Annotated in this window: 17 protein-coding genes; 4 read left to right on the top strand and 13 right to left on the bottom strand. The window is 56.3% G+C overall.

Features of this window, described 5'->3' with window-relative positions; all coding sequences use genetic code 11:
• Positions 1-12 precede the first annotated feature (12 nt).
• Together ACR0J2_RS06935 and ACR0J2_RS06940 are read right to left on the bottom strand one after the other, a co-directional pair.
• Positions 13-846 carry an FAD binding domain-containing protein gene (locus ACR0J2_RS06935; protein ID WP_480812101.1) on the bottom strand — a complete coding sequence of 278 codons (834 nt, stop codon included), beginning with the start codon at positions 844-846 and terminating at the stop codon, positions 13-15.
• Positions 847-985: 139 nt separating this feature from the next.
• Entirely contained in the window at positions 986-2,086 is a 1,101-nt protein-coding gene (locus ACR0J2_RS06940; protein ID WP_170614565.1) for an MHYT domain-containing protein, read from the bottom strand.
• A 607-nt stretch (positions 2,087-2,693) separates the two neighbouring features.
• Between ACR0J2_RS06940 and ACR0J2_RS06945 the strand changes: the two genes are divergently transcribed.
• Entirely contained in the window at positions 2,694-3,914 is a 1,221-nt protein-coding gene (locus tag ACR0J2_RS06945; protein ID WP_480812102.1) for an APC family permease, read from the top strand.
• Between the two features lie 45 nt (positions 3,915-3,959).
• Positions 3,960-5,576 carry an MFS transporter gene (locus ACR0J2_RS06950; protein ID WP_480812103.1) on the top strand — a complete coding sequence of 539 codons (1,617 nt, stop codon included), beginning with the start codon at positions 3,960-3,962 and terminating at the stop codon, positions 5,574-5,576.
• On the opposite strand, the gene ACR0J2_RS06955 is transcribed toward ACR0J2_RS06950, so the two are convergent.
• Together ACR0J2_RS06955 and ACR0J2_RS06960 are read right to left on the bottom strand one after the other, a co-directional pair.
• Complete coding sequence (locus tag ACR0J2_RS06955; RefSeq protein WP_480812104.1) at positions 5,577-7,067, bottom strand: trypsin-like peptidase domain-containing protein; 1,491 nt, start codon at positions 7,065-7,067, stop codon at positions 5,577-5,579.
• 321 nt (positions 7,068-7,388) lie between these two features.
• The gene (locus ACR0J2_RS06960; protein WP_480812105.1) at positions 7,389-7,892 is read right to left on the bottom strand and encodes an Hsp20/alpha crystallin family protein; all 504 of its coding nucleotides are present in this window, start codon (positions 7,890-7,892) and stop codon (positions 7,389-7,391) included.
• A gap of 292 nt (positions 7,893-8,184) precedes the next feature.
• Between ACR0J2_RS06960 and ACR0J2_RS06965 the strand changes: the two genes are divergently transcribed.
• Positions 8,185-9,489 carry a ferredoxin reductase family protein gene (locus ACR0J2_RS06965; RefSeq protein WP_480812106.1) on the top strand — a complete coding sequence of 435 codons (1,305 nt, stop codon included), beginning with the start codon at positions 8,185-8,187 and terminating at the stop codon, positions 9,487-9,489.
• A gap of 310 nt (positions 9,490-9,799) precedes the next feature.
• Positions 9,800-10,351 carry a flavodoxin domain-containing protein gene (locus ACR0J2_RS06970; protein WP_480812107.1) on the top strand — a complete coding sequence of 184 codons (552 nt, stop codon included), beginning with the start codon at positions 9,800-9,802 and terminating at the stop codon, positions 10,349-10,351.
• 83 nt (positions 10,352-10,434) lie between these two features.
• On the opposite strand, the gene ACR0J2_RS06975 is transcribed toward ACR0J2_RS06970, so the two are convergent.
• The 9 genes from ACR0J2_RS06975 to ACR0J2_RS07015 form a co-directional block, all read right to left on the bottom strand.
• A complete protein-coding gene (locus tag ACR0J2_RS06975; protein WP_480812108.1) occupies positions 10,435-11,280 on the bottom strand; it encodes a universal stress protein in 846 nt (281 codons plus the stop codon).
• Positions 11,281-11,373: 93 nt separating this feature from the next.
• Complete coding sequence (locus tag ACR0J2_RS06980) at positions 11,374-11,751, bottom strand: SnoaL-like domain-containing protein (protein WP_480812109.1); 378 nt, start codon at positions 11,749-11,751, stop codon at positions 11,374-11,376.
• 367 nt (positions 11,752-12,118) lie between these two features.
• Entirely contained in the window at positions 12,119-13,393 is a 1,275-nt protein-coding gene (locus ACR0J2_RS06985) for an amidohydrolase family protein (protein ID WP_480812110.1), read from the bottom strand.
• On the bottom strand, positions 13,393-14,337 hold the full coding sequence (locus ACR0J2_RS06990; protein WP_480489624.1) for an ABC transporter permease: 945 nt from the start codon (positions 14,335-14,337) through the stop codon (positions 13,393-13,395). The genes ACR0J2_RS06985 and ACR0J2_RS06990 overlap by 1 nt, the downstream gene beginning before the upstream one ends.
• Positions 14,337-15,386: an ABC transporter permease gene (locus ACR0J2_RS06995; protein WP_480812111.1), complete on the bottom strand. Its 1,050-nt coding sequence runs from the start codon at positions 15,384-15,386 to the stop codon at positions 14,337-14,339. The genes ACR0J2_RS06990 and ACR0J2_RS06995 overlap by 1 nt, the downstream gene beginning before the upstream one ends.
• On the bottom strand, positions 15,376-16,914 hold the full coding sequence (locus tag ACR0J2_RS07000) for an ABC transporter ATP-binding protein (RefSeq protein WP_480812112.1): 1,539 nt from the start codon (positions 16,912-16,914) through the stop codon (positions 15,376-15,378). The genes ACR0J2_RS06995 and ACR0J2_RS07000 overlap by 11 nt, the downstream gene beginning before the upstream one ends.
• Entirely contained in the window at positions 16,914-17,936 is a 1,023-nt protein-coding gene (locus ACR0J2_RS07005) for a BMP family protein (RefSeq protein ID WP_480441254.1), read from the bottom strand. The genes ACR0J2_RS07000 and ACR0J2_RS07005 overlap by 1 nt, the downstream gene beginning before the upstream one ends.
• Before the next feature lie 201 nt (positions 17,937-18,137).
• Positions 18,138-18,590, bottom strand: coding sequence for an N-acetyltransferase family protein (locus ACR0J2_RS07010; RefSeq protein WP_480812113.1), 453 nt, complete (start codon positions 18,588-18,590; stop codon positions 18,138-18,140).
• 53 nt (positions 18,591-18,643) lie between these two features.
• Positions 18,644-20,710 (bottom strand): oxidoreductase, encoded by a 2,067-nt coding sequence (locus ACR0J2_RS07015; protein WP_480812114.1) that lies wholly within the window; start codon positions 20,708-20,710, stop codon positions 18,644-18,646.
• Positions 20,711-20,724: the final 14 nt, after the last annotated feature.

The raw sequence follows: 20,724 nt of genomic DNA on the forward strand, positions 1-20,724 counted from the left end.
AGTGTTCCTCCCTCAGACCGCGCGGCTTTGCGCACGGTCTATGGCGCGGCGCAGCATCACGGCCGCCACGTGTTTTTTGAATTCGACGGGGCCGCGATTGTCAGCCACTGGATCAATCGCTTCGAGCATTGCTGCGACGCAGCCGTCGACGTCGCCGCCGGCCAACGCTGTACTGGCCGCTTCAGACCAGATGGGCGTATCCGCCAGATTGGTCATAGCGACCGAGGCCTGGCCGTTGCCAACCATCACCGCGGCCGCAGCGGTCGCGTAGTCGCCGATCTTGCGCTTCTGCTTTTCATACGCCTGTCCGACGCCCACCCCCGGTACCGGGATCGAAATCCGGGTCAGTATTTCCTCATCCTCGCGCGCAGTGAAATAGGCAGCCTCATAGAAATCGCGGGCTGCCACGCTGCGGTTGCCATCAGGACCAGACAGTTCGAACGTCGCGTTCAGACACTGCATCAGGCCAGGCATGTCGTTGCCCGGATCACCGTTGGCGACGTTGCCGCCAACGGTACCCATATAACGCACCTGAGGATCAGCGATCTGCAACGCGGCCTCGCGGATCAAGGGAACGGCCGATGCCAGACCGTCATGCGTGATCAACTCATGCTGAGTGACCATCGCGCCCAGCGAGACGGTATCAGCCCCGATCTCGATGCCTTTCAGTTCATCAATGGCTTGCAGATCGACCAGATGACCCATCTCGGCCATGCGCAGTTTCATCATCGGGATAAGGCTGTGCCCGCCCGCGATCACGCGCGCTTCATCCCCGTGTTCCTGTAAAATGCCAATAGCCGAGGCGATGTCGCCTGGCCGGTGATACTCAAAACCGGCTGGTATCATGTTTTTCCTCCCTGGGTCCGAGCGGTATGCCTTGGGGGACCTGAGGTAAGGAAAGAACACTGGGGTCAGCCATTCCAGCGGGTGGAAACGGGGCGCGCAGCTTGTTTCACGAAATGCGAATGAGCTGCACGAGTTGCGACTAAAGGCCCAGCGCCTCGCGAATGTCCGTCAGCCGGGATCGGCTGACCGGAACCTTGGCCAACGCGTCAACCCCGTCGAAGTAGCAGGTGCCGTTGTCCTTGTGCCTCTCAAAGCTTGAGACATGTTCGGGATTGACAAGATAGCTACGATGCGCCCGCAGGAAACCATCTGGTTTTAGCCGGCTTTCGGCCTCGGTAATCGACCAGGGGCAGAAAAGCTTATCGGCATCCATATAAAGAACGGTGTAATGCCCCTCGGCCCGGATTGCGGCTATTTTTCCGGGCTGGGCAAAGAAGGTTTGGCCGTCACGCTCGTACGGAACACCTGCACGCGGTACGACCGGCGCCGGTTCCGGTTCGGGTTCCACAGAAGGCGCAGCGCCGGTGGCCGTCTCGGGGCCGACAAACGAAATGCCGGTCAGCAGAAAGGCACCACAAATCAGAAACACCGAAACAGTCACACCCATCGCCAGGACCTGATTGTTCAAGGCCGGTCCGGCTCCGCCTGCGTTGTCCGTCGCGACAAAGTCGGTCAGGCCGGTTGCCACGAAGTGCATCGTGAATACAGCCAGGCCAAAACAGGCCGTGCCCAGCAGGATATTGCGCTGGGTTCGATTGTCGTACGCAACCCAAATGGCGGCAACGGAGAGCACAACCGACGCTAGCGTTGCAATTGCCACATCCCAGGCATTGTAGACCGGGCGGCAAAGCTGCATCCCTGACATGCCCACGTAATGCATCACCACAATTCCAAGGCCGACGATGACACCGGCGCCGATCATTGTTTGCACCGTCCGGGGACGGAAGTGCAAAAGCAGCAGCGCCAGACCGACCATCAGAATTGCCACCAAAGCTGAAATCAATGTGATCAGCGCGTCGTAATAAAACAGAATTGGCAGTTGCAAACCCAGCATTGCCACAAAGTGCATGGACCAGATCCCGCCACCCAGAATGATCGCAGCCAGAGCGACGATGAACTTGCGTCTTTGGTCGTTCAGCTTCGAGGCCCCATGAGTCAGATAGAGCCCGGTAAAACCGGCCATCAATGCCACGGCAAGCGATGCCGCAACAAGCCAGCCGTTATGCGAATAGTCCAACATGTAGGTACACACGCCCTCCCTGGCGCGGGGACGACGTTAACAAACCTGTTTTATTGGCACAATCGGCTCGTCTGATCCATCAGTTAAATCTTTTTGGACCCTGTGACCAAGTCGGAATTCAACGAAAGCATTCTGTTTCGTGCTGGCCGGTTATTTCGACGTTTGGCGACCGCCACCAATGGCACCTCACATTTCCAGAACTTCACAACCAAAGCACCATATCAACTCTAAAGTCACTGGAGATCACTGTCTTTTCCAAAGCAACCAACCGAGGCCCGCAGAACGTACCGATTGACACAGATCAATGCACTTGCAACCTTCATATAGTGAAATACGAATATTAATCATGATCTACGTTTACTGACCTGTCCCCAAGCAAACATGACAGTGAGCGGAATTTGAATAGCGTGGACGTTCCACACGGGGGCTCGGCAGGAGTGGTGGCGAGCCCCCTCTTTTTTCACAGGCCGCCAAAGAGCCTGAACGTTGAGACGCAAGGAATACGGCGCGAATTTGATCGCAAGACCTGGCCGGACCGCCAAATGCGGACGGTGACAACAACGACACCGCTGGCGACGTGCCAGCAAGACATTCGGTATAAACTCTGATGAGCACCGTTGAACCGCCAGAACAGAAACTCAAACGGGCCCTTACAGCACCGTTGCTTACGCTTTATGGCCTGGGCGTAACGGTCGGAGCAGGAATTTATGTTCTCGTCGGCGCGACGGCGGACATAGCCGGCCCGTATGCCGCATTTTCGTTTGTCGTAGCAGCACTCGTCGTCTCGCTGACCGCACTTTCATATGCAGAACTCGCAACGCGATTTCCGGTCAGCGCAGGAGAGGCAGCCTATGTCGAGGCGGGATTTCAGAAAAACTGGATGGCAATGCTGGTCGGTCTGGCGGTTGCGGCCTCGGGCGTTATCTCGGCCTCTGCCGTCGCGATAGGCGCAGCCTCCTATCTTCACGCATTAACGGGTCTGGCAATACCGCTTCTGACTGTCAGCGTTGTGTTGATTATGGGGCTTATCGCGCTGTGGGGGATCACAGAATCGGTGCTTGTTGCTGCGGCCATCACGATCATCGAGATTGCGGGGCTTCTCTTTGTGATCGGCTGGGGCATGTCGGTTCAGGACCCGCAGGGATATAATGTCAGCTCCATGCTCCCTCCACTTGAGCTTGAAGCGTGGCGAGGCATCTTCGCTGCATCTCTTCTCGCTTTTTTTGCATTTGTCGGTTTTGAGGACATGGCAAATGTCGCCGAAGAAGTAATTGACCCTATTCGCACCATCCCTAAAGCAATCTTGCTGACGCTCATACTGGCGACGGTACTGTATCTTGGGACATCGCTGACGGTGCTGCTGGTTGTCCCGATCGATGTTCTATCAGCGTCTGCTGCGCCGCTTGCACTTGTTTTTGCAAATGCCCCCGAGGTGATCAAACAGGGTTTTTCTGCAGTTGCGATCGTGGCGACTGTTAATGGAGTCCTGATCCAGATGATCATGGCATCGCGGGTGATCTATGGGCTGGCTGACAGGGACCATTTGCCGAAAGCCTTGGCCATTGTGCCTAAAGCAACCCAGACGCCTGTGGTTGCCACACTGCTCGTTGTCGCAACAATCCTTCTACTGACCCAAACCGTACCGATTGGGATCTTGGCGGAGCGCACATCACAGATTGTTCTGGGGGTTTTTGTCCTCGTCAATGTCTCGCTGATCCTTCTGAAGGTGAAACCGAACGGGTCTGAAGAACACTTCCGGGTGCCTCTTTTCGTTCCGATCCTTGGCGTGATCACCAGTGCATTGCTTTTCGGAGCTGGATTTCTCTAACTAAATGCAAAGGCAAACGGGCCATCAGCAATTCCAGGTTGGCATATGACCACTGACCGATCTTCGACAGGAACGCAGCTCTCAGATTGGTGGCACAGAACCTTTGTGGATCTGGCTCAGCAGTTGCAATGGTCCTATCTGCCGCCTTTGATGGTCTACTTCGCGGCTGGCGTCTCCGGTTTGACCTCGGTTGTCGGTGCCTTTTTTCTGAAGGATTACCTCGATTTATCAGCCTCTTTTGTCGCAGGTCTGGCATTTTGGGCCGGTCTTCCCTGGATTCTCAAAATGCCGCTGGGCCACATCGTGGATCTCTTCTGGCGCTGGAAATCCCTGTTGATCCTGTTTGGCGCGTCCCTGATTACCCTTTCCCTGCTCACAATGTACGGGCTTGTGACCGCGCCCACTCGGATGGCCGGCGTCATGCCGCTGGAAGACTGGTATGTTGTCGCCCTGCTTCTGGCGCCTTCCGGCTATGCCATTCAGGATGTTGTCGCCGACGCCATGACGGTCGAGGCGGTTCCCAAGGTCGACCAGGACGGCCTTGCGTTTACGCCTGAAGAAACCCGCGCCCAGCACACGACAATGCAGACCTTGGGCAGAGTTTCGATCATCTCAGGGTTTGCAGCGGTTGCGGCCGTCAACATCTGGATATTCTCAGGAACGGAAGATCTGCAAAAGTCTGACCGGCTTGCTCTCTACGGCCAGGTTTACCTGATTGCGTTGATCATCCCTGTGCTGTCCGTCAGCGGTGTGGTGCTGCACTCACTGATACAACGTCAGCGGCTTCGTCAAGGTCACCCACTGCATACCCCGGATGAGGTGACCGAGGTTAAATGGTCCATATTGCTTGGTGGCCTCGCGTTTGTTGTGTTCAGCATTGTGTTGGGAACCGCGGAATTCGAGTTTGCGCAAGAGGTGGTGTTTACCGTTTCTCTCACGGTGATCCTGTACCTCATGTCCCGTCTTCTGAAAGAACTGGAACCCGCCCAGGCGAAAGCCCTGGTCGGTACGGCAATAATCATTTTCGTGTTCCGTGCAGTTCCGCTGCCGGGGCCGGGACTGACGTGGTTCGAAATTGACGAATTGGGGTTCGACGAGCAGTTTTTGGCAATCCTGGCTCTGCTGACGTCCTTGCTGGCATTGCTTGGATTGATCGTCCTGCGGCCATTCATGGCCAAACGCTCAATCGCCCACGTGGTGGTGGTGCTTACGATCGCGGCTGGTCTGCTCTCTCTTCCAAACCTTGCCCTTTACTACGGCGTTCATGAATGGACGGCAGCGCACACAGGCGGAGTCGTCGACGCCAGGTTCATTGCCATTCTCGACACAGCTGTTGAATCGCCTCTTGGGCAAATTGCCATGGTCCCGTTGCTGGCCTGGATCGCACGCAACGCCCCGGTCCAACTGAAAGCGACCTTTTTTGCGGTGATGGCATCGTTCACCAACATGGCGTTGTCGGCGGCCAGTCTCGGAACAAAATACCTGAACCAAACATTCGTCGTTACACGCGCGGTGACCAATCCGGAAACGGGTGTCGTTACCTCGACTGCCGACTACAGCCAACTCGGGTATCTGCTGATTGCAGCCGCCCTGATAACTGTCACGGTCCCGCTGGCGGCGGTTTTCCTTGTACAGAAGTCCCGCTTCCGAACAAGCGACTGACTACAGGCCTTCTGCCTCGCTCAACAGTTCTTTGAGGTGCGCAACCGGAACGCCAATGTTGGAGCCGCCAAACTCAGGCAGGATCGCGGCGTTGATGGCGACTACCTCGCCTCGCCGGTTCAAGGCGGGTCCTCCGCTTCCGCCGGTTGTGGTTTCGGCGTCGTAAACGATGGAACCCGGGCTTGCTCTGGCAACGATCCCCCGGCTGGCCAGCGGATGAATCTTGCTTTGCTCGGACAATCGGGACGCTACGGTCCAGAAATTGACCGAACCTTCCTTCTCCAGTGTTTGAAGAAAGCCCGGCCCCGCCTGCGCAATCAGCGCCTTCAGGCCTGTCGGGTATCCCAACAGGTAGACTTCTTCTCCTGCGTTTGGCGGTTCATCCGCCAATGGCACGCCCAGCCCCTGAACCCGATCAGGAGCTACTGACAAAAGCGCGACATCGGCCGTTTCGCTGAACTTCTCCAACTTGGCCTCAATCGGATCCGGTTGACCTGGCAAATAGGCCAGCAACCTCAGCATTTCCGCCTCCAACCCCGCACTTTTCAAAGCGCCCACCCGATCGCGGGACGTCCACGGCAAGGCAACATGGCGATTGGTGGCCATAAGCGGAACACCTTCCAGCAGAAAACCGGTTCCCGTGAACTGGAATTCAGCTGGTTCGCCCGTGCCGTCCGGTTCGATCCAGGGCTGCCCAAACGGGGTTTTCAGGTTTTCTCCGTCCGGCCCCAACATGTGCCGCAAGAGCTTCCCGCTTTCCAGATGACGCAACCCGTAGGCACCCTGAATGAATGCGACAGACTTAGATGAGGCGGTAATTACCCGTGTCGATGCGCCTGCTCGCTGTTCAAGGGTTCCGAGACGCTGCTCGGTCGACGTGACTTGGTTTTCAAAGGCATCCCGCAACGCGGCCAGATCATCCGGGGTCAGCGCATCTTCACGTGTCTGTGCAAGCATCACCGCAACCGCTTCGATCTTGCGGGATTCCTGTTGGATACTGTCCGCCAACCTTTGATCGTTTTGATAAAGCAGAAACACAAGGCCCGCGATCAGAAGAAGTGCGGCGACGACCGTGATCCTGAACAGAACTGTCGTCTGAGACGCAAGCCGACGACCGCTGTCGCGCAGCGCGCCGGACATCCTTTTGGCAAACGGCCGCCGGCTTGTTCGGGCGTAAGCGTAGGCGTCACTTAGGATTTCTTCGACCGTATGACGCGCCGGGTAGGTTTTGCTACATAACCTGTACCGGGACATTGGGCCCTTTTCGCCGAACTCGATCATGTCGCCGTGCCCGAGACTCGCGGACGATATTTTGCGCCCATTCACCCAGACATTACGCCCAGACGACGCAGTTATTGAATAGACACCGTCCGCCCACTGAAGAGTAGCGATATCGTTGTCGTGCGGAGGCATGTCGTCTTTGGGGCGAAGACTCAACGCCCGACTTTCACCAACCGAAACAGTAAGGGCATTGTCGGCCAGCCAGCTCACGTTCCCGCGCGACGGTCCGGTCAAATTTTCAAGGAGGGCACGCACGCCCCCCTCGTCGGGGCACGGCGATGAGCTTGTGTCAGCCGCGTCTGAGTTCCGCATTTTAGCCCCCTTTTCAAAGGCCACGCAGAGGTACTTTAGCACACGGCTGTACAAAACCTATTGCTTCGTTTTGGGTGCCAGGAAGGATTGGATATCTCTGTCAGTTAAGCATCAAATCCGTGCCAACAGCTTCACCAAACCGCACACTCCTTGGATTGCAAATCAAAGAAGGCCGACCGATGATCGGCCTTCAGTTTCAAGCCCCAGCCGAAATGCCACCTACTTGGATGAAACCTTGATCTTGCGGCTGGGATCCCGAGGTTCGGTTTTCGGCATGTTGATGCTCAAAACACCCTTGTCGAAGGTGGCCGAGATATTCTCGACATCAACACTGTCCGGCAGCGTCATTGCCCGTGAAAAGCTGCCATAGCTTCTTTCGCTGACACGCAGGTCGCCCGTCTCATCATGTGTGATCTTCTTCTGGCCTCGCAGGGTGAGGCGGCGATCCTTGATTTCGATTTCAACATCGTCCTCTTCCAGACCGGGCAATTCCGCCGTCAGAACGATTGCCGTATCCGTCTCCTGAACATCAATGGCCGGGGAAATTGCGCCGGACATATCAAGAGATGGCAGACCCGTGCGCTGCGCAGCCGTTTCCAGCGGTAAAAACGGAGAGCCGCCTCCTAAGAACCGCGACATCAGGGTTTCCATTTCACGTCGAAAGTTGTCGGAGAGCGGATGCGTTCCGGTGAAAAGTTGCGGGGACTTTTTGTCTTCAAGCATTTCTGAACCTCCTCCTTTTGTCCGGCTATACGGACGCCGCATTATCGCAGAAACCCCGGTCAAGGACCTTGATCTTGCGCAAGGGAATGCTCGCATCTTTTTCCCGCCTGGCCTTTCGGACCGGCCAGTCTTCTGCCACCATTTCGGAACATGACAGCACTCCAACAGGCATAGCCTTTCGGACGGGAAAACACCCGATCACAGGAAGCTTGATCGCCAACCGGGGCTCGCCTAGCCTAGCCCCTTAAGACAGCGGGAATGGCCTAACTCTGGCGCAGTGGAGCAAAACCATATGAAATGGCCCTATCTGGCGCTGATCTATGTTCTGCTGATCTTGGCGCCGTTGGGCTTTTCCTGGTCACTTGGCTGGCCACCGCGATCTTTTCACCAAGAACTCGCATCCGGGCTGGGAATGATTGGATTTTCAATCATTCTGGTAGAGTTCCTGCTCTCCGGGCGCTTCAGGTTCATTTCGTCCGGTGTGGGCATGGATGTGACCATGCGCATGCATCAGCTGATGGCGCGCGCGGCACTCGTTTTTGCGTTGATACACCCGCTACTTTACCAGGGCACGCCTTCTGGCGGACACCGCCCGTGGGACGTATCGCGCCAACTGACGATTACGACAGACTTTCCAGTGCTATCCTCGGGGATTGGGGCCTTTTTCCTGATCGTCGTTCTGGTCGCCTCGGCGGTCGCCCGAAAAAGCCTTGAATACAAATACGAAACATGGCGTCTTTTGCACGGTCTCGGTGCTCTGTCATTGGCCGGTTTGCTTCTTCATCACACAATCCATGCAGGTCGCTACGGTGGGCATCCGTCACTGACATATCTGTGGCTCGCAATGACCGGCATTGCCGTTGGTACTCTGCTTTATGTCTATCTTGTCCGCCCCTTGTTTAAGATGCGGAAACCGTGGCGTGTTTCCTCGGTCACTCGTCTGACACCGAAGCAATGGGAATTGCGCCTCAAACCGGTCGGTCACCAGGGCCTCAGCTTTGAAGCGGGCCAGTTTGCCTGGCTCAATGTGGGGCACAACGTCTTTTCACAGCGTGAAAATCCGTTTTCGATTAGCTCGGCACCGGGTGAAGGTCCTGAAGTTTCATTCGTGATAAAAGAGCTTGGGGATTTCACAGGCAGTCTCGGGCAGATCGCGCCGGATACGCTGGCCTATCTCGATGGCCCCCACGGGAACCTTTCGGTCGGCAAACGCGCTGAACAAGGCATTGTTCTGATCGCAGGTGGTGTCGGCGTCGCCCCATTGCTCAGCATACTGCGCCAAATTCGCCTGAGCGCAGAGCAACGCGATATCAAGTTCATCTATGGAAACCGGATCGAGGAGCAGATTGTTTATCGGGAAGAACTGACCAGGGACGATACTGTATTTGTTCTATCCGAGCCCCCGAAGAACTGGAGCGGTGAAACAGGTTGGATCGACGGCGCCCTCTTGGACCGAACGCTTTCTTCAGAACATTATGACAACTGGCTTTTCGTGCTCTGCGGCCCCACTGCCATGATGGACACTGTCGAAGATCACCTTGTTGCCCGGGGAACACCTTCGCATCGGGTTCTGTCTGAAAGGTTTGACTATGATTGATCCGTTTAGAAACCTGTCCGCGCGCCGACGGGTCAAACTGGCAGTGTGGTCCGTCAATGTTACTGTTTGCGTCGCAATCTTTTTATTTGCCCTGAGATAGCGCGGACGTCCACTGGGTAGTGCAGAGAAGACCAGCCATCACAGCAGAAATTCTTCCCCGCGTAAGGCGTCGTCATGCAAATTTCAGAAACACGTTCGATGTATTGGAATCGCCAGCCTCAGCTTGCGCCTTTGATTAAGATCAAAGGCGAACTCACGCCAATTCATAATACTTGAAACGCTTCTCAGACCGATTTGTGGGAGGATCGGAATGACAGTACTTTTCGTCTTTGCCACTGTTGAGGGCCAGACGGCCAAAATTGCGCATTTTATCAGCAATGTCGCGAAGAAATCCGGCTTTGACACAAGACTGATCAATACCGATCAACTTCCCGGTCAGGTAAAACTGGACGATGTGGATCGCGTTGTTCTGTTGGCTCCTGTTCACGAACGTCGACACCCTGCCTCATTCGAAGCTTTTATCGCGTCGTTCAAAGACGAGTTGGTGAAACGAAAAACACTCGTGCTTTCTGTGGGTCTAAAAGCGGCCTTTGCATCGGGGCGCGAGGAAGCCCGCGACTATCTCACTGAGATGTTGTTGCGAACGAGTTTCGAACCAGATGCGTCAGCATTGGTCGCAGGCGCGGTGAGACCCGACAGCTATGGTTATTTTGAGAAAGAGATCGTTAAACACGTCGTCTTGTTGGGTCGAAAAATCGATCCGAAAGATGGCGTGCGGGAATTCACGGACTGGGACGAACTCTCGTCGATTGTGAAGGGGTTTCTGGATGGGAACTACAGGACAATATCAGACAATTCCTAACTCAATACACTGAACCCATTCTTTCATAGTGTTTGGACCTGACCGTCGAACCCAGACAAACACTGGACGTCCACTTGCTTCAGTCAGTGCGCAAATAGAACCGGAAGACCGGTTTGTTGCAGCATGGCCCGTGTTGTTCCACCAAAAATCGACTCGCGCAAGTATGAGTGCCCGTAAGCGCCCATGACAATAAGGTCAGAGCCGGCTTCCTTAGCACGTTCCTGTATGCACTGTTCGATCGGCAGACCGCCGCTCGGGAATTGCGCTACGGTCACGCTACAGCCGTGGTGTCTGAGCCATGCGGCGATGTCCGTACCGGGGTCCTGACTTTCCGGGTCATGTGCTAGCGGCGGATCGAAACAACCAATCACAACTTCCTTGGCTTCCAGAAAATAGGGTAAAGCCAAATGGGCCGCTCTGGATGCAGCAAGACTATCGTTCCACGCCAGAAAAATGCGCTCGCGTTGGGTATATGGGTCTCCGTTGATCATCATGGCGACTGGCGAATGGAACAAGACGCCATGGCAAACCTCGTGAAACACTTCGGGGTCATTGCGCAGTTCCGGGTCCAGGTATGCGACATCACAGCAGTACGATTGGCGCGCCGCCAGAGTCTTAAAGTCCGCACCGGAACCCATGAAAACCGTGACGCTCGCCGATGCGCCCGAGCGCGCAAGCAGTGCTTCAACTTCACGCGCACGGGACTTTAAGGCCGCCTTTTTCTCTTCCAATTGTTCCAACCAGTTTGCGGGCAAACCCGCCTCGACGAATTTGCTGGATCCGTACTTCAAGTAAGGCAGGTTCGGTAGCGCCGCGATCAGAAGGCAAGTCAAATGGCCGCGCTGACGTTGGGCAGCATCGGCGCATTCAAGTATCGATACATCGCTTGTATCCGCGCCAATGAAATACGTCGAAGTTCTGCGTTGCATACCGGATCTCCCTCCAGGATGTCACTGCGGGCAGGAAACTCGCCGACCGCACAAACCCAACAAAAGCAGCCACTTAGATGACGGTTGTTCTTCCTACTTCGGCAACATGAAGAACTCTTCCAGTACGATCTTGCCTTCTGCCACCGAATAGACAGCGATCTCGCTCAGGGTCATACGTTTTCCTTTGGCCTTCTGGGTTACTTCGGCACTAAATCGCACTGCAAAGCGGTTGGGTGGATGCACATAGGGTCCGTCTACATCGAGTTCGTGGAATTCATGCGCTGCCAGCCAATCCTCTCTCTTTCCCTTGATGGCGTCCCGACCCTTTGTGATACGAAACTGTCGAACCGGCGGCACAACCGCCTCAATCGACTGGGCGTTTTCGGCGTACATTTCGTCAACACTCACAAGCCCCCTGCGATCACGCATGGCCTGAACAAATGCTCTTCCAATTTGGACTAAGTCTTCCATGGGAACCCCCTTTGCTATCGCCGATTGTACCACTTCCGACCCTTGCCAATATTGACAAAGATCAATGAGGTTAGAGACCCGACTCGCCAGCATTTCCTGCGGTCCGCCTTGGTAAACGGGTCAAGGCACACCCAGCTATTTCATGATTTTCAGCTGCGGTTCTTCGATACAGATAGAGGTTTCAAACTGGATTCACGCAAATTCCGCGTTTCTCTTTTTCATTTTATTAACAGTAGCTTGAACGCAAGCCAGAATGCAGATCAGGCCGGACCATAGTTCGTCCAGGCCAATCGCAAAATCATTGAGCGAGGCTTCGAAAGCCCCCTACCCGTCAAAGAAAGATCATGACGAGACAGTCACAGAAACCCTAGTGCCGCCTACGCACGCTTTTCGGCCGACCAGGAAGGGCGAGACGGCTATCGTTACGTTGCTTTCTGGAAACCACATTTCCCTTTGAGATCACCGCCAACCGATCAGGTCTCAGGCGGACAGCTTCAATGGGGTCCCCGGCGTCCAGAACCAACAGCGAGGCCATGGCGCCCTCGTAAAGGCCATAGTCTTCAAGTCCGAGGATTGCAGCATTTTCAACCGTGACCATGTCAAAGCACCGCCTCATATCTTCTGGAGACGACATCTGAGCGACGTGCAACCCCATGAAAGCAACGTCAAGCATGTCTGCGGTTCCCAGCGAATACCAGGGGTCGCGCACACAATCCTGCCCCCAGCCAACTCGAATACCTTCGGCCTGCATTTCCTTCACCCGGGTCAGTCCGCGCCGTTTCGGGAAAGTGTCATGCCGACCCTGAAGCATAATGTTGATCAGTGGGTTCGGAATGGCGCTGATTTCGGCCTCGGCGATCAGAGGAAGCAGCTTTGAGACATAGTAGTTGTCCATGGAATGCATTGAGGTCAGGTGAGACCCTGCCACCCGCCCCTGCAATCCCAGTCGCGTCGTTTCATAGGCCAATGTTTCGATATGCCGAGAATGAGGATCGTCGGTTTCGTCACAATGCATGTCGACCGGAAGGCCCCGTTCAGCGGCGATTTCGCACAGGATACGAACCGAGTCAGCACCATCCGCCATGGTCCTCTCAAAATGTGGGATACCGCCGACGACATCGACCCCCATGTCGAGCGCCCGCAATGTATTGGCATGGGCAGTGGGGTCACGCAGCAGACCGTCTTGCGGAAAGGCGACAAGCTGAAGGTCCAGATAAGGCCGAACGACTTCGCGCAAATGCAACATCGCCTCGACGCCCTTCAGGCTGTCATCGCAGGTGTCCACATGGCTCCGGATCGCAAGCAGGCCCATAGAGACCGCCCAGTCGCAGTATGAAAGCGCACGGTCGACCATTTCATCGACCGTTGTCACCTGCTTGAGTTCGCCCCAAAGGCCGATCCCCTCCAGCAGCGTACCCGATGCGTTTATCCGAGGGATGCCATAGCTAAGCGTTGCATCCAAATGAAAATGGGGGTCGACAAAGGGCGGCGAGACCAGGTCGCCGGTCGCGTCGATGACCGTACCAGCCTTGGCACCGTCCAACTGCCCCATTGCCGTGATACGGTCGCCTGTTATTCCGATATCGGCGACGTTTCCGTCGGGCAGGTTCCCGCCCTTCACAAGAATATCGAAGCTTGCCATCAGCGTTCTCCGCGGTTGTAGGGTATCATCAGCGCCGCTGGCACTTCGGCACGACGCGACATCAGGATCAATGCCAGGATCGACAGGATGTAAGGGATCATCAAGAAGATCTGGTAGGGAACGAGGGCCCCCAGCCCCGTCTGCTGCAGGCGGATTTGCAGGGCATCGAAGGCAGCGAAAAGTAGCGCACCCAACAAAGCCTTGCCTGGCCGCCAAGCGCCGAAAACCACCAATGCGATACAGATCCAGCCGCGCCCGTTGACCATCTCGAAGAAAAAGCTGTCAAAAGCCGACATCGTGAGGAACGCCCCCCCGACAGCCATCAGACCAGACCCCATGATGACCGCCCCCATTCTAAGCGCGGTAACGGAAAGGCCCTGAGCCTCTACAGCAGAGGGATTCTCTCCGGCTGCCCGAAGGGCCAGTCCCAGCGGCGTCCGGTACAGTACGAAGGCAGTTACGCCAACGATAACAAAAGCCAGATAGGTTAACGGGGTTTGGTTGAACAGCGCCTGCCCCAGAACGGGTATCTTCGACAGTATCGGAACCTCAAGTGGTTGAAAGGGTTTGATCCGCGGGGGGCTTGAGACTTCCGGCAGGGCCAGGCGATACGCATAGTAGGCGGCTGATGTCGCCAGAAGCGTAATCCCAAGCCCCACGACATGCTGCGACAACCCAAACGGCACCGTGAGCGTTGCATGCAGAAGCCCGAAAAGCATACCTGCCAGCATCGCAATGAAAACACCGGCCCACAGTCCGGTACCGGCATAGACCGCCATCCAACCGGCAAAGGCGCCGGCCACCATGATTCCTTCGATCCCGAGGTTCAGAACCCCCGCGCGTTCGCAGATCAACTCTCCCATCGTCGCAAAGATCAACGGAGAAGCAATGCGCACAGCGGCTGCCCAAAAACTGGCAGAGAGGAGGATTTCGAAGATCTCCATCAGCCCCTCACGATCCTGAACCGCGTCAGCAAGATGGCGAGGACCATGAACAAAAGTGCGGTCGCCAATAGAAGGTCTGCGATATAGGTCGGAACACTCGCAGCGCGGCTCATACCGTCGGCACCGACGAATACGCCCGCTACGAAAATCGCCGAAAGAACGACGCCAAGAGGGTGAAGTAGCGCAAGCATGGCGACGATAATGCCCGTGTAGCCAAAGCCCGGACTCAGATCCAGCGTAAGGGACCCCTTGAGCCCCGCGACTTCCGAAAAACCTGCCAGAGCCGCAAGCCCGCCCGAAAGAAACGCGGTTTTCAAGAGCACAAGATTTACAGGGATACCCGCAAAACGGGCAGCCGTCGGGTTCTGACCCACCGCCCGGATTTCGTAACCAAGCGTGGTCCGGGTCTCAATCACCCAGACGACCACGGCACAGATCAGTGCCAGCGCAAAGCCCCAGTGCAGACGAAGCCCTTCGACAATCCGAGGAAGGCGCGCTTCTGCATCCAGCCTGGGCGATTTCGGCCACCCCATCCCCATGGGATCCTTGAGCGGTCCCTCCAGCAGAAGCGAGATGAAAAGAAGCACGATGAAGTTGAGCAGCAATGTCGTCACCACTTCATCAACGCCGAAACGCGTCTTGAGAATGACCGGGCCCAGCAGCATCAGCGCCCCTCCCAGCATCGAGGCGAGACCGACCAGTATCAGTGGTTGCGGCCCCGGCAGGCCCAACGCCGACGTCCCGAAGAGGACTGTCACAAGCGCGCCAATGTAAAGCTGTGCTTCCGCCCCGATGTTCCACAGCTTTGCGCGGAAGGCGACGGCTACCGCCAGACCTGTGAAGATCAAAGGTGTTGCCCGGTTCAGGGTCTCAAGCGCGGCGAACTTCGAACCTGCGGCTCCTTTCAGTATCAGTCCCAACGTGGCGAAAGGATTGGCCCCTGCAAGTAGAACGAGAAACGATACCATAACGATCGAAAGCCCCAATGCCACCGCTGGAAATCCCACGGATCGGGCGAGGGACGGGTTGGAAATCGGTTCAAGCCGCACGTTCAAACCCCTCCCCGGCCATCCACCGCCCAAGCTCGGCGGGGGTTATCGTTCCACGGGGGAACTCAGGCGAGAGCCGGCCGTCGGACATCACCCGGATCACATCCGCAAGCCCCATGATTTCGTCCAAGTCTTCCGAGATCAGCAGGATCGCCGCGCCCGCATCTCTGGCTGCTATCAGACGCTCCTGAACGTAGGTTACGGCCCCAATATCAAGCCCTCTCACGGGCTGGTTGGCGAGGATGATTTCCGGATCGGATTCAAGAACCCGCCCGAGGATGAGTTTCTGCATATTGCCGCCCGAAAGCAGACGAATTCGCGTATCCGGACCGGGACAACGCACATCGTATCGCGCGATCACCTTCTGCGCGAAGGCTTGTGCCGCGGCCCAGCGCATCCAACCTGCTCGGCTGATCCCCGGATTCCTGTAGCTTTCGAGGATGGCATTTTCGGTCAACGAGAAATCTGCAATGCTGCCAGTGCTGTGGCGATCCTCGGGAATGCGCCCGATCCGGGCCGCAAGGGACGCGCGAGGAGACCAGGGTGGCGCCTTTTCCTGACCAAGCCACATCTCTCCGCTTTCTGGCCTGGCTTCGCCCGACAGCAAATCGGCCAGTGCGCCCTGCCCGTTTCCGGACACACCGGCAAGGCCCATTATCTGGCCTGCACGCAGATCCAGATCGATGTTTCGAAGGCCGGTTCGGTGCCCAGGCGGATGCGCAGAGACACCGCGCAAGCTTAGTAGAACGGCACCGGGCTTGGCCTCGGATGGAACGGGTTGGGTAATCTCTTCCCCGACCATAAGCTCAGCAAGGGCATGAGGCGTCGTTTCATCTGTGCGCGTTTCCCCGACCAGCTTGCCATGGCGCAGCACAAGAACCCGGTCCGAGATTGCCATAACCTCGTGCAACTTATGGGAAATAAAGATGACGGAAAGGCCCTGATCGACGGCGCGGCGCAGTGTCTCGAACAGAGCGTCAGCTTCCTGTGGTGTCAGCACCGCTGTCGGCTCATCCAAAATCAAGATGCGGGCATCGCGATACAGTGCCTTCAGAATTTCCACGCGCTGCCGCTCGCCGACCGACAACTGCCCAGTCTTGGCCGATGGGTCGACGGCCAGCCCGAATTCTTCGGCCAGTTTCATCACGCGTGACTGCGCCTTCTGGCGGCCACGGCCCAACGACCAAAGGGAAGAAGTGCCCAGAAGGATATTTTCGAGAACAGTAAGGTTATTGGCAAGCGTGAAATGCTGGTGCACCATGCCGACACCGGCCCGCAGCGCTGCACCGGTTGCACCGGCAGGCAGGACTTGACCAAACGCCTCTACGGTTCCTTCGTCCGCAGTATAGTGCCCGAACAGGATGTTCATAAGCGTTGTCTTGCCAGCGCCGTTCTCACCAAGAAGCGCGATGACCTCGCCCCGGTGAAGCGTCACGTCAACCGAGTCATTGGCCGTCAAATTGCCAAATCGCTTGGTGATGCCATTAAGGCGCAGGACAACCTCCTGCGCCGAACTATCTTTGGACATCAGGAGGACACAGGCTCTGAATCGTCCACTTCCACAACATAAGTACCCGCCCGAATTGCAGCCTCTCGTTCAGCAACAAGCGCCATCGCATCGGCAGGCACCTTGCCCTCGAATGTGCCCAGAGGCGCGAGCGAGCAGCCGCCTTCCTTCATGTAGGAATAAAGCCCGTAATTGGCCGCCGTAAAGCTGCCGTCGGCGACCGCCGCGAGAGCTGCTTGCATCGTAGGCTCAAAATGCCAGAGCGCCGAGGCAACCACCGTATCCGGATAGTCCGCCTGAGTGTCGATGACATTGCCGATTGCCAGAACGCCGCGCTCCTGCGCCGCATCGGAAACGCCGAAGCGTTCGGCATACATAACGTCTGCACCATTTTCGATCATCGCAAAAGCCGTCTCTTTCGCTTTGGGCGGATCGAACCACGAGCCGATGAACGAAACCTGGAAGGTCGCGTCGGGTTTCATTTCGCGCACGCCTGCCATGAATGCGTGCATAAGCCGATTGACCTCTGGTATCGGGAAACCGCCAACCATTCCGATATTGCCAGACTCGCTCATGGCGCCGGCGATGATACCGGTAAGATAGGCAGCGTCCTGAATATAGTTGTCGAAAACGGCCAGATTGGGATGGGCCGGATCTTCAAGGAAAGACGAACCCAACAGGAACGCGGTATCGGGGTAATCCAGAACCACCTCCCGTGCTTCTGCCTCGACCCCGAAAATCTCGCCCACGATCAGCTTGGCGCCGCCTTCGGCGTATTCCCGCATGACCCGGGTATAGTCGGTATTGGCCGTGTTCTCGGTAAAGGCATAAGTTATCTGGCCCGCATCTTTCGCCGCTTCCGCCGCAATGTGGATGCGGCTGACCCATTGCTGTTCAACTGGAACGGTGTAAATGCCCGCAACACTCAAAGGCTCTTGCGCAATGAGGCGTTTGGGAAATGTCGCGAGGCTGGCTGCGGCGCTCGCGCCCAAAAGCAGGCTCCGACGATCAATTCCAGAGTAAAGCAGTTCGGCGCGTTTCATGACATATTCCCCCTATCGACCTTGTTGTCAGCCGACAGTAGCAAGAACGCCGTGTAACGCAAAGAAAACGTGCCAAATATTGGGCGAATGATCTCGGCACTGGTCTTGAATCAAGCAAATGCGCTGGGTTTGATCACGAATAGAAGCTGTGAAAGACACCCGCCCTCCGCAGCCCAAAGCCTTCAGAAAAGGCCCTGCTGACTATCCGTCTTTTTCGTAGACAATGAATGGCGTTCGTTTTGCCACTTTGTCGTATAGCATTCGGCCCTTGTAGTTGAACTCCTGAGTGGTCCAGTAAGTGGTTGGAACACCTTGCTGCTTTGCGGTTTGAAAAACAGCCTCGATCAGAGCGCGACCGACACCCTTTCCACGGACCTCGGGGTCTGCAAACAGATCCATCAGATAGCAGGTATCCTCGACCGACCACATAAACCTGTGTAACAGGTAGTGTGTCAATCCAACCGGTTTTCCGTCCAGTTCAGCAATGAGGCAATTGTATTCACCTGCATCTGTCGACAACAGCCTGCTGAAAGAGACCTCGTAGACTTCTTCCGGGACCGTGGTCTCGTAGAACTCCAGATAGGCAGTCCACAAGCGGCGCCACTCTTCCTTGTCTTTCAACTCAAGCGGGCGGATAACCAAACCATCTGGCATGACAGATTTCTCCTGCATTTCAAGGTGTTTATCGAGATGGCCGCACCGAGCGGTCAAATGAGCTGTTGCCCGACATCGACACGATCGTGTTTGAGCGGGACGTCCACATCCACGGAACTATCCAATTCCTGGGCGTATCTATGCCCGGCATAGACTGCCGCCGCGATAATCGCTGGTGCATCGCAATCGCCAATACGGCGGAGGCTGAATGGCAATTCCGCAGTTTTCGTCCGACTGCTCAGTTCCCGATACAAGCCGTCATTTGCTTTCCGGGCTGTCACCATCACAATGTTGGCAACGGGCAAGGTTTTACCTGATCCGCCGTAGAGACAATCCAAATGCGCCATTTCGCCATCGAATTGACTGAGGGTCTTTGACGGCATGATCTCGATCCCCAGGCGAAGCAAATGCGTTCGGATGCGCCAACGCTCGGACGTTTTTCCAGCCCAATCAGCCACACTGTCGGACGGCGTGACAAACGTTACGGCGTGACCTTGCGCCCTAATTTTCTCGGCAATGACGCTGGCCATGTAGTAGCCATCACTGTCAAAAACGAGAGTAGGCCCATCGGGAATCTTTCCATCCATGATGTCATCGGGGGTGTAAACGCGGTTCAAGGCGGCTCCTTCCGCGACCGGGACGAAACGTTCCTCATCATGGTAATCATTTCGCCAGGTCGCGCCCGTGGCGATTGCGACGTGGTCAGCCTCAACCGCGAAGATATCGTCAACTGTCAGCGGGCTTTCCCGGTAGATTTCAACATTGGGCATTTCGATCAATTGCTGCTCGCGATAGTCCCTGACGCGAATGTACTCGCTCATGCCCGGAAGTGCCGCTTCGCGCACGACCCTACCGCCTATTTCACGAGAAGCCTCTGCCAGCAGGACATCATACCCACGCGCCCCAAGCGCCCGCGCGGCTTCAAGACCAGCAGCCCCTGCCCCGACAATCAGAACGCGTGCATCGGAAGCTTTCTTTCGAATGATTTCGGGATGCCAGTCCTTGCGCCATTCCTCTCCCATTGTCGGGTTTTGCGTGCAACGAATTGGCACGCCAATCGTGTCGCTGGCATAGCAGACATTGCACCCGATGCATTCGCGGATCGCAGACAGGCGTCCTTCTTCGATTTTCCTGGGAAGGTAAGGATCAGCGATTGACGGGCGCGCGGCACCGATAAAATCCGTAATTCCGCGCCTGACCTGCGAGACCATTGTATCGGGTGACGTGAAGCGACCCACAGTCACGACGGGCTTATCCGTCACGGACTTGACCCAATGCATGTAGGGTTCAAGAGCTGCCTCTTTGGTAAAACGGGAAACGCCCATCTCGACCGAGTAATCTGCGATGTTGATATCCCACAAATCCGGAAGATCAGACAGCATCTCGAACATCTCGCGACGCTCACCATAGATGGGTTGGCCATCCTCGCCGATCTCTTCGTCTGCCGAGAAACGGACCGCCACGGCGCACCGGTCCCCAACGGCGTCCTTGGTTTCCTGAATCAGTTCACGGGTCAGGCGCACCCTGGTTTCCAGGTTGCCGCCATATTCGTCGCTGCGCGTGTTCACCCGTGGATGCAAAAAGTTCGAGATAAGGTATCCGTGCGTCGCGTAGACATAGACAATGTCAAAGCCCGCGTCTCGCGCCCGCAAGGCGGCCTTGCGGTGCCACCGGCGCAAATCCCGGATGTCCTGCTTGTCCATCGCGCGGGTTTGATACGGATGCCCTTTGACGTTGGGCCGGCTGTCGACGTCCATGCTCGGCAACCGGGAAAACAGGTTGTTCGAGTTGGCGCCTCCGTACCATAGTTCAGCACCCGCAAGGCTGCCATATTCGTGCACCGCGTCCGTCATCAAAGCGTGCGCCCGAATATCGCTGTCATCCCAAAGGGACGCATAGGGATGCGGCAGGTCGTCAGATGATGGATGGATCGAGTTGTATTCCGTACATATGACCCCCCATCCACCTTGCGCTTTCACCTTGCGCATGGCCGCAAGGGTACGCGGGTATTGCCAGCCCATGCCTGTGCAGTGCGGAACCTGGTAGAATCGGTTTGGCGCAGTGACTGGTCCGATTTGTATTGGTTCGAAAAGGATGTCGTAGCGAGGATCCCTGCTCATTCGTTTGCCTTTTG

This window comes from Ruegeria sp. CG4, assembly GCF_056537185.1.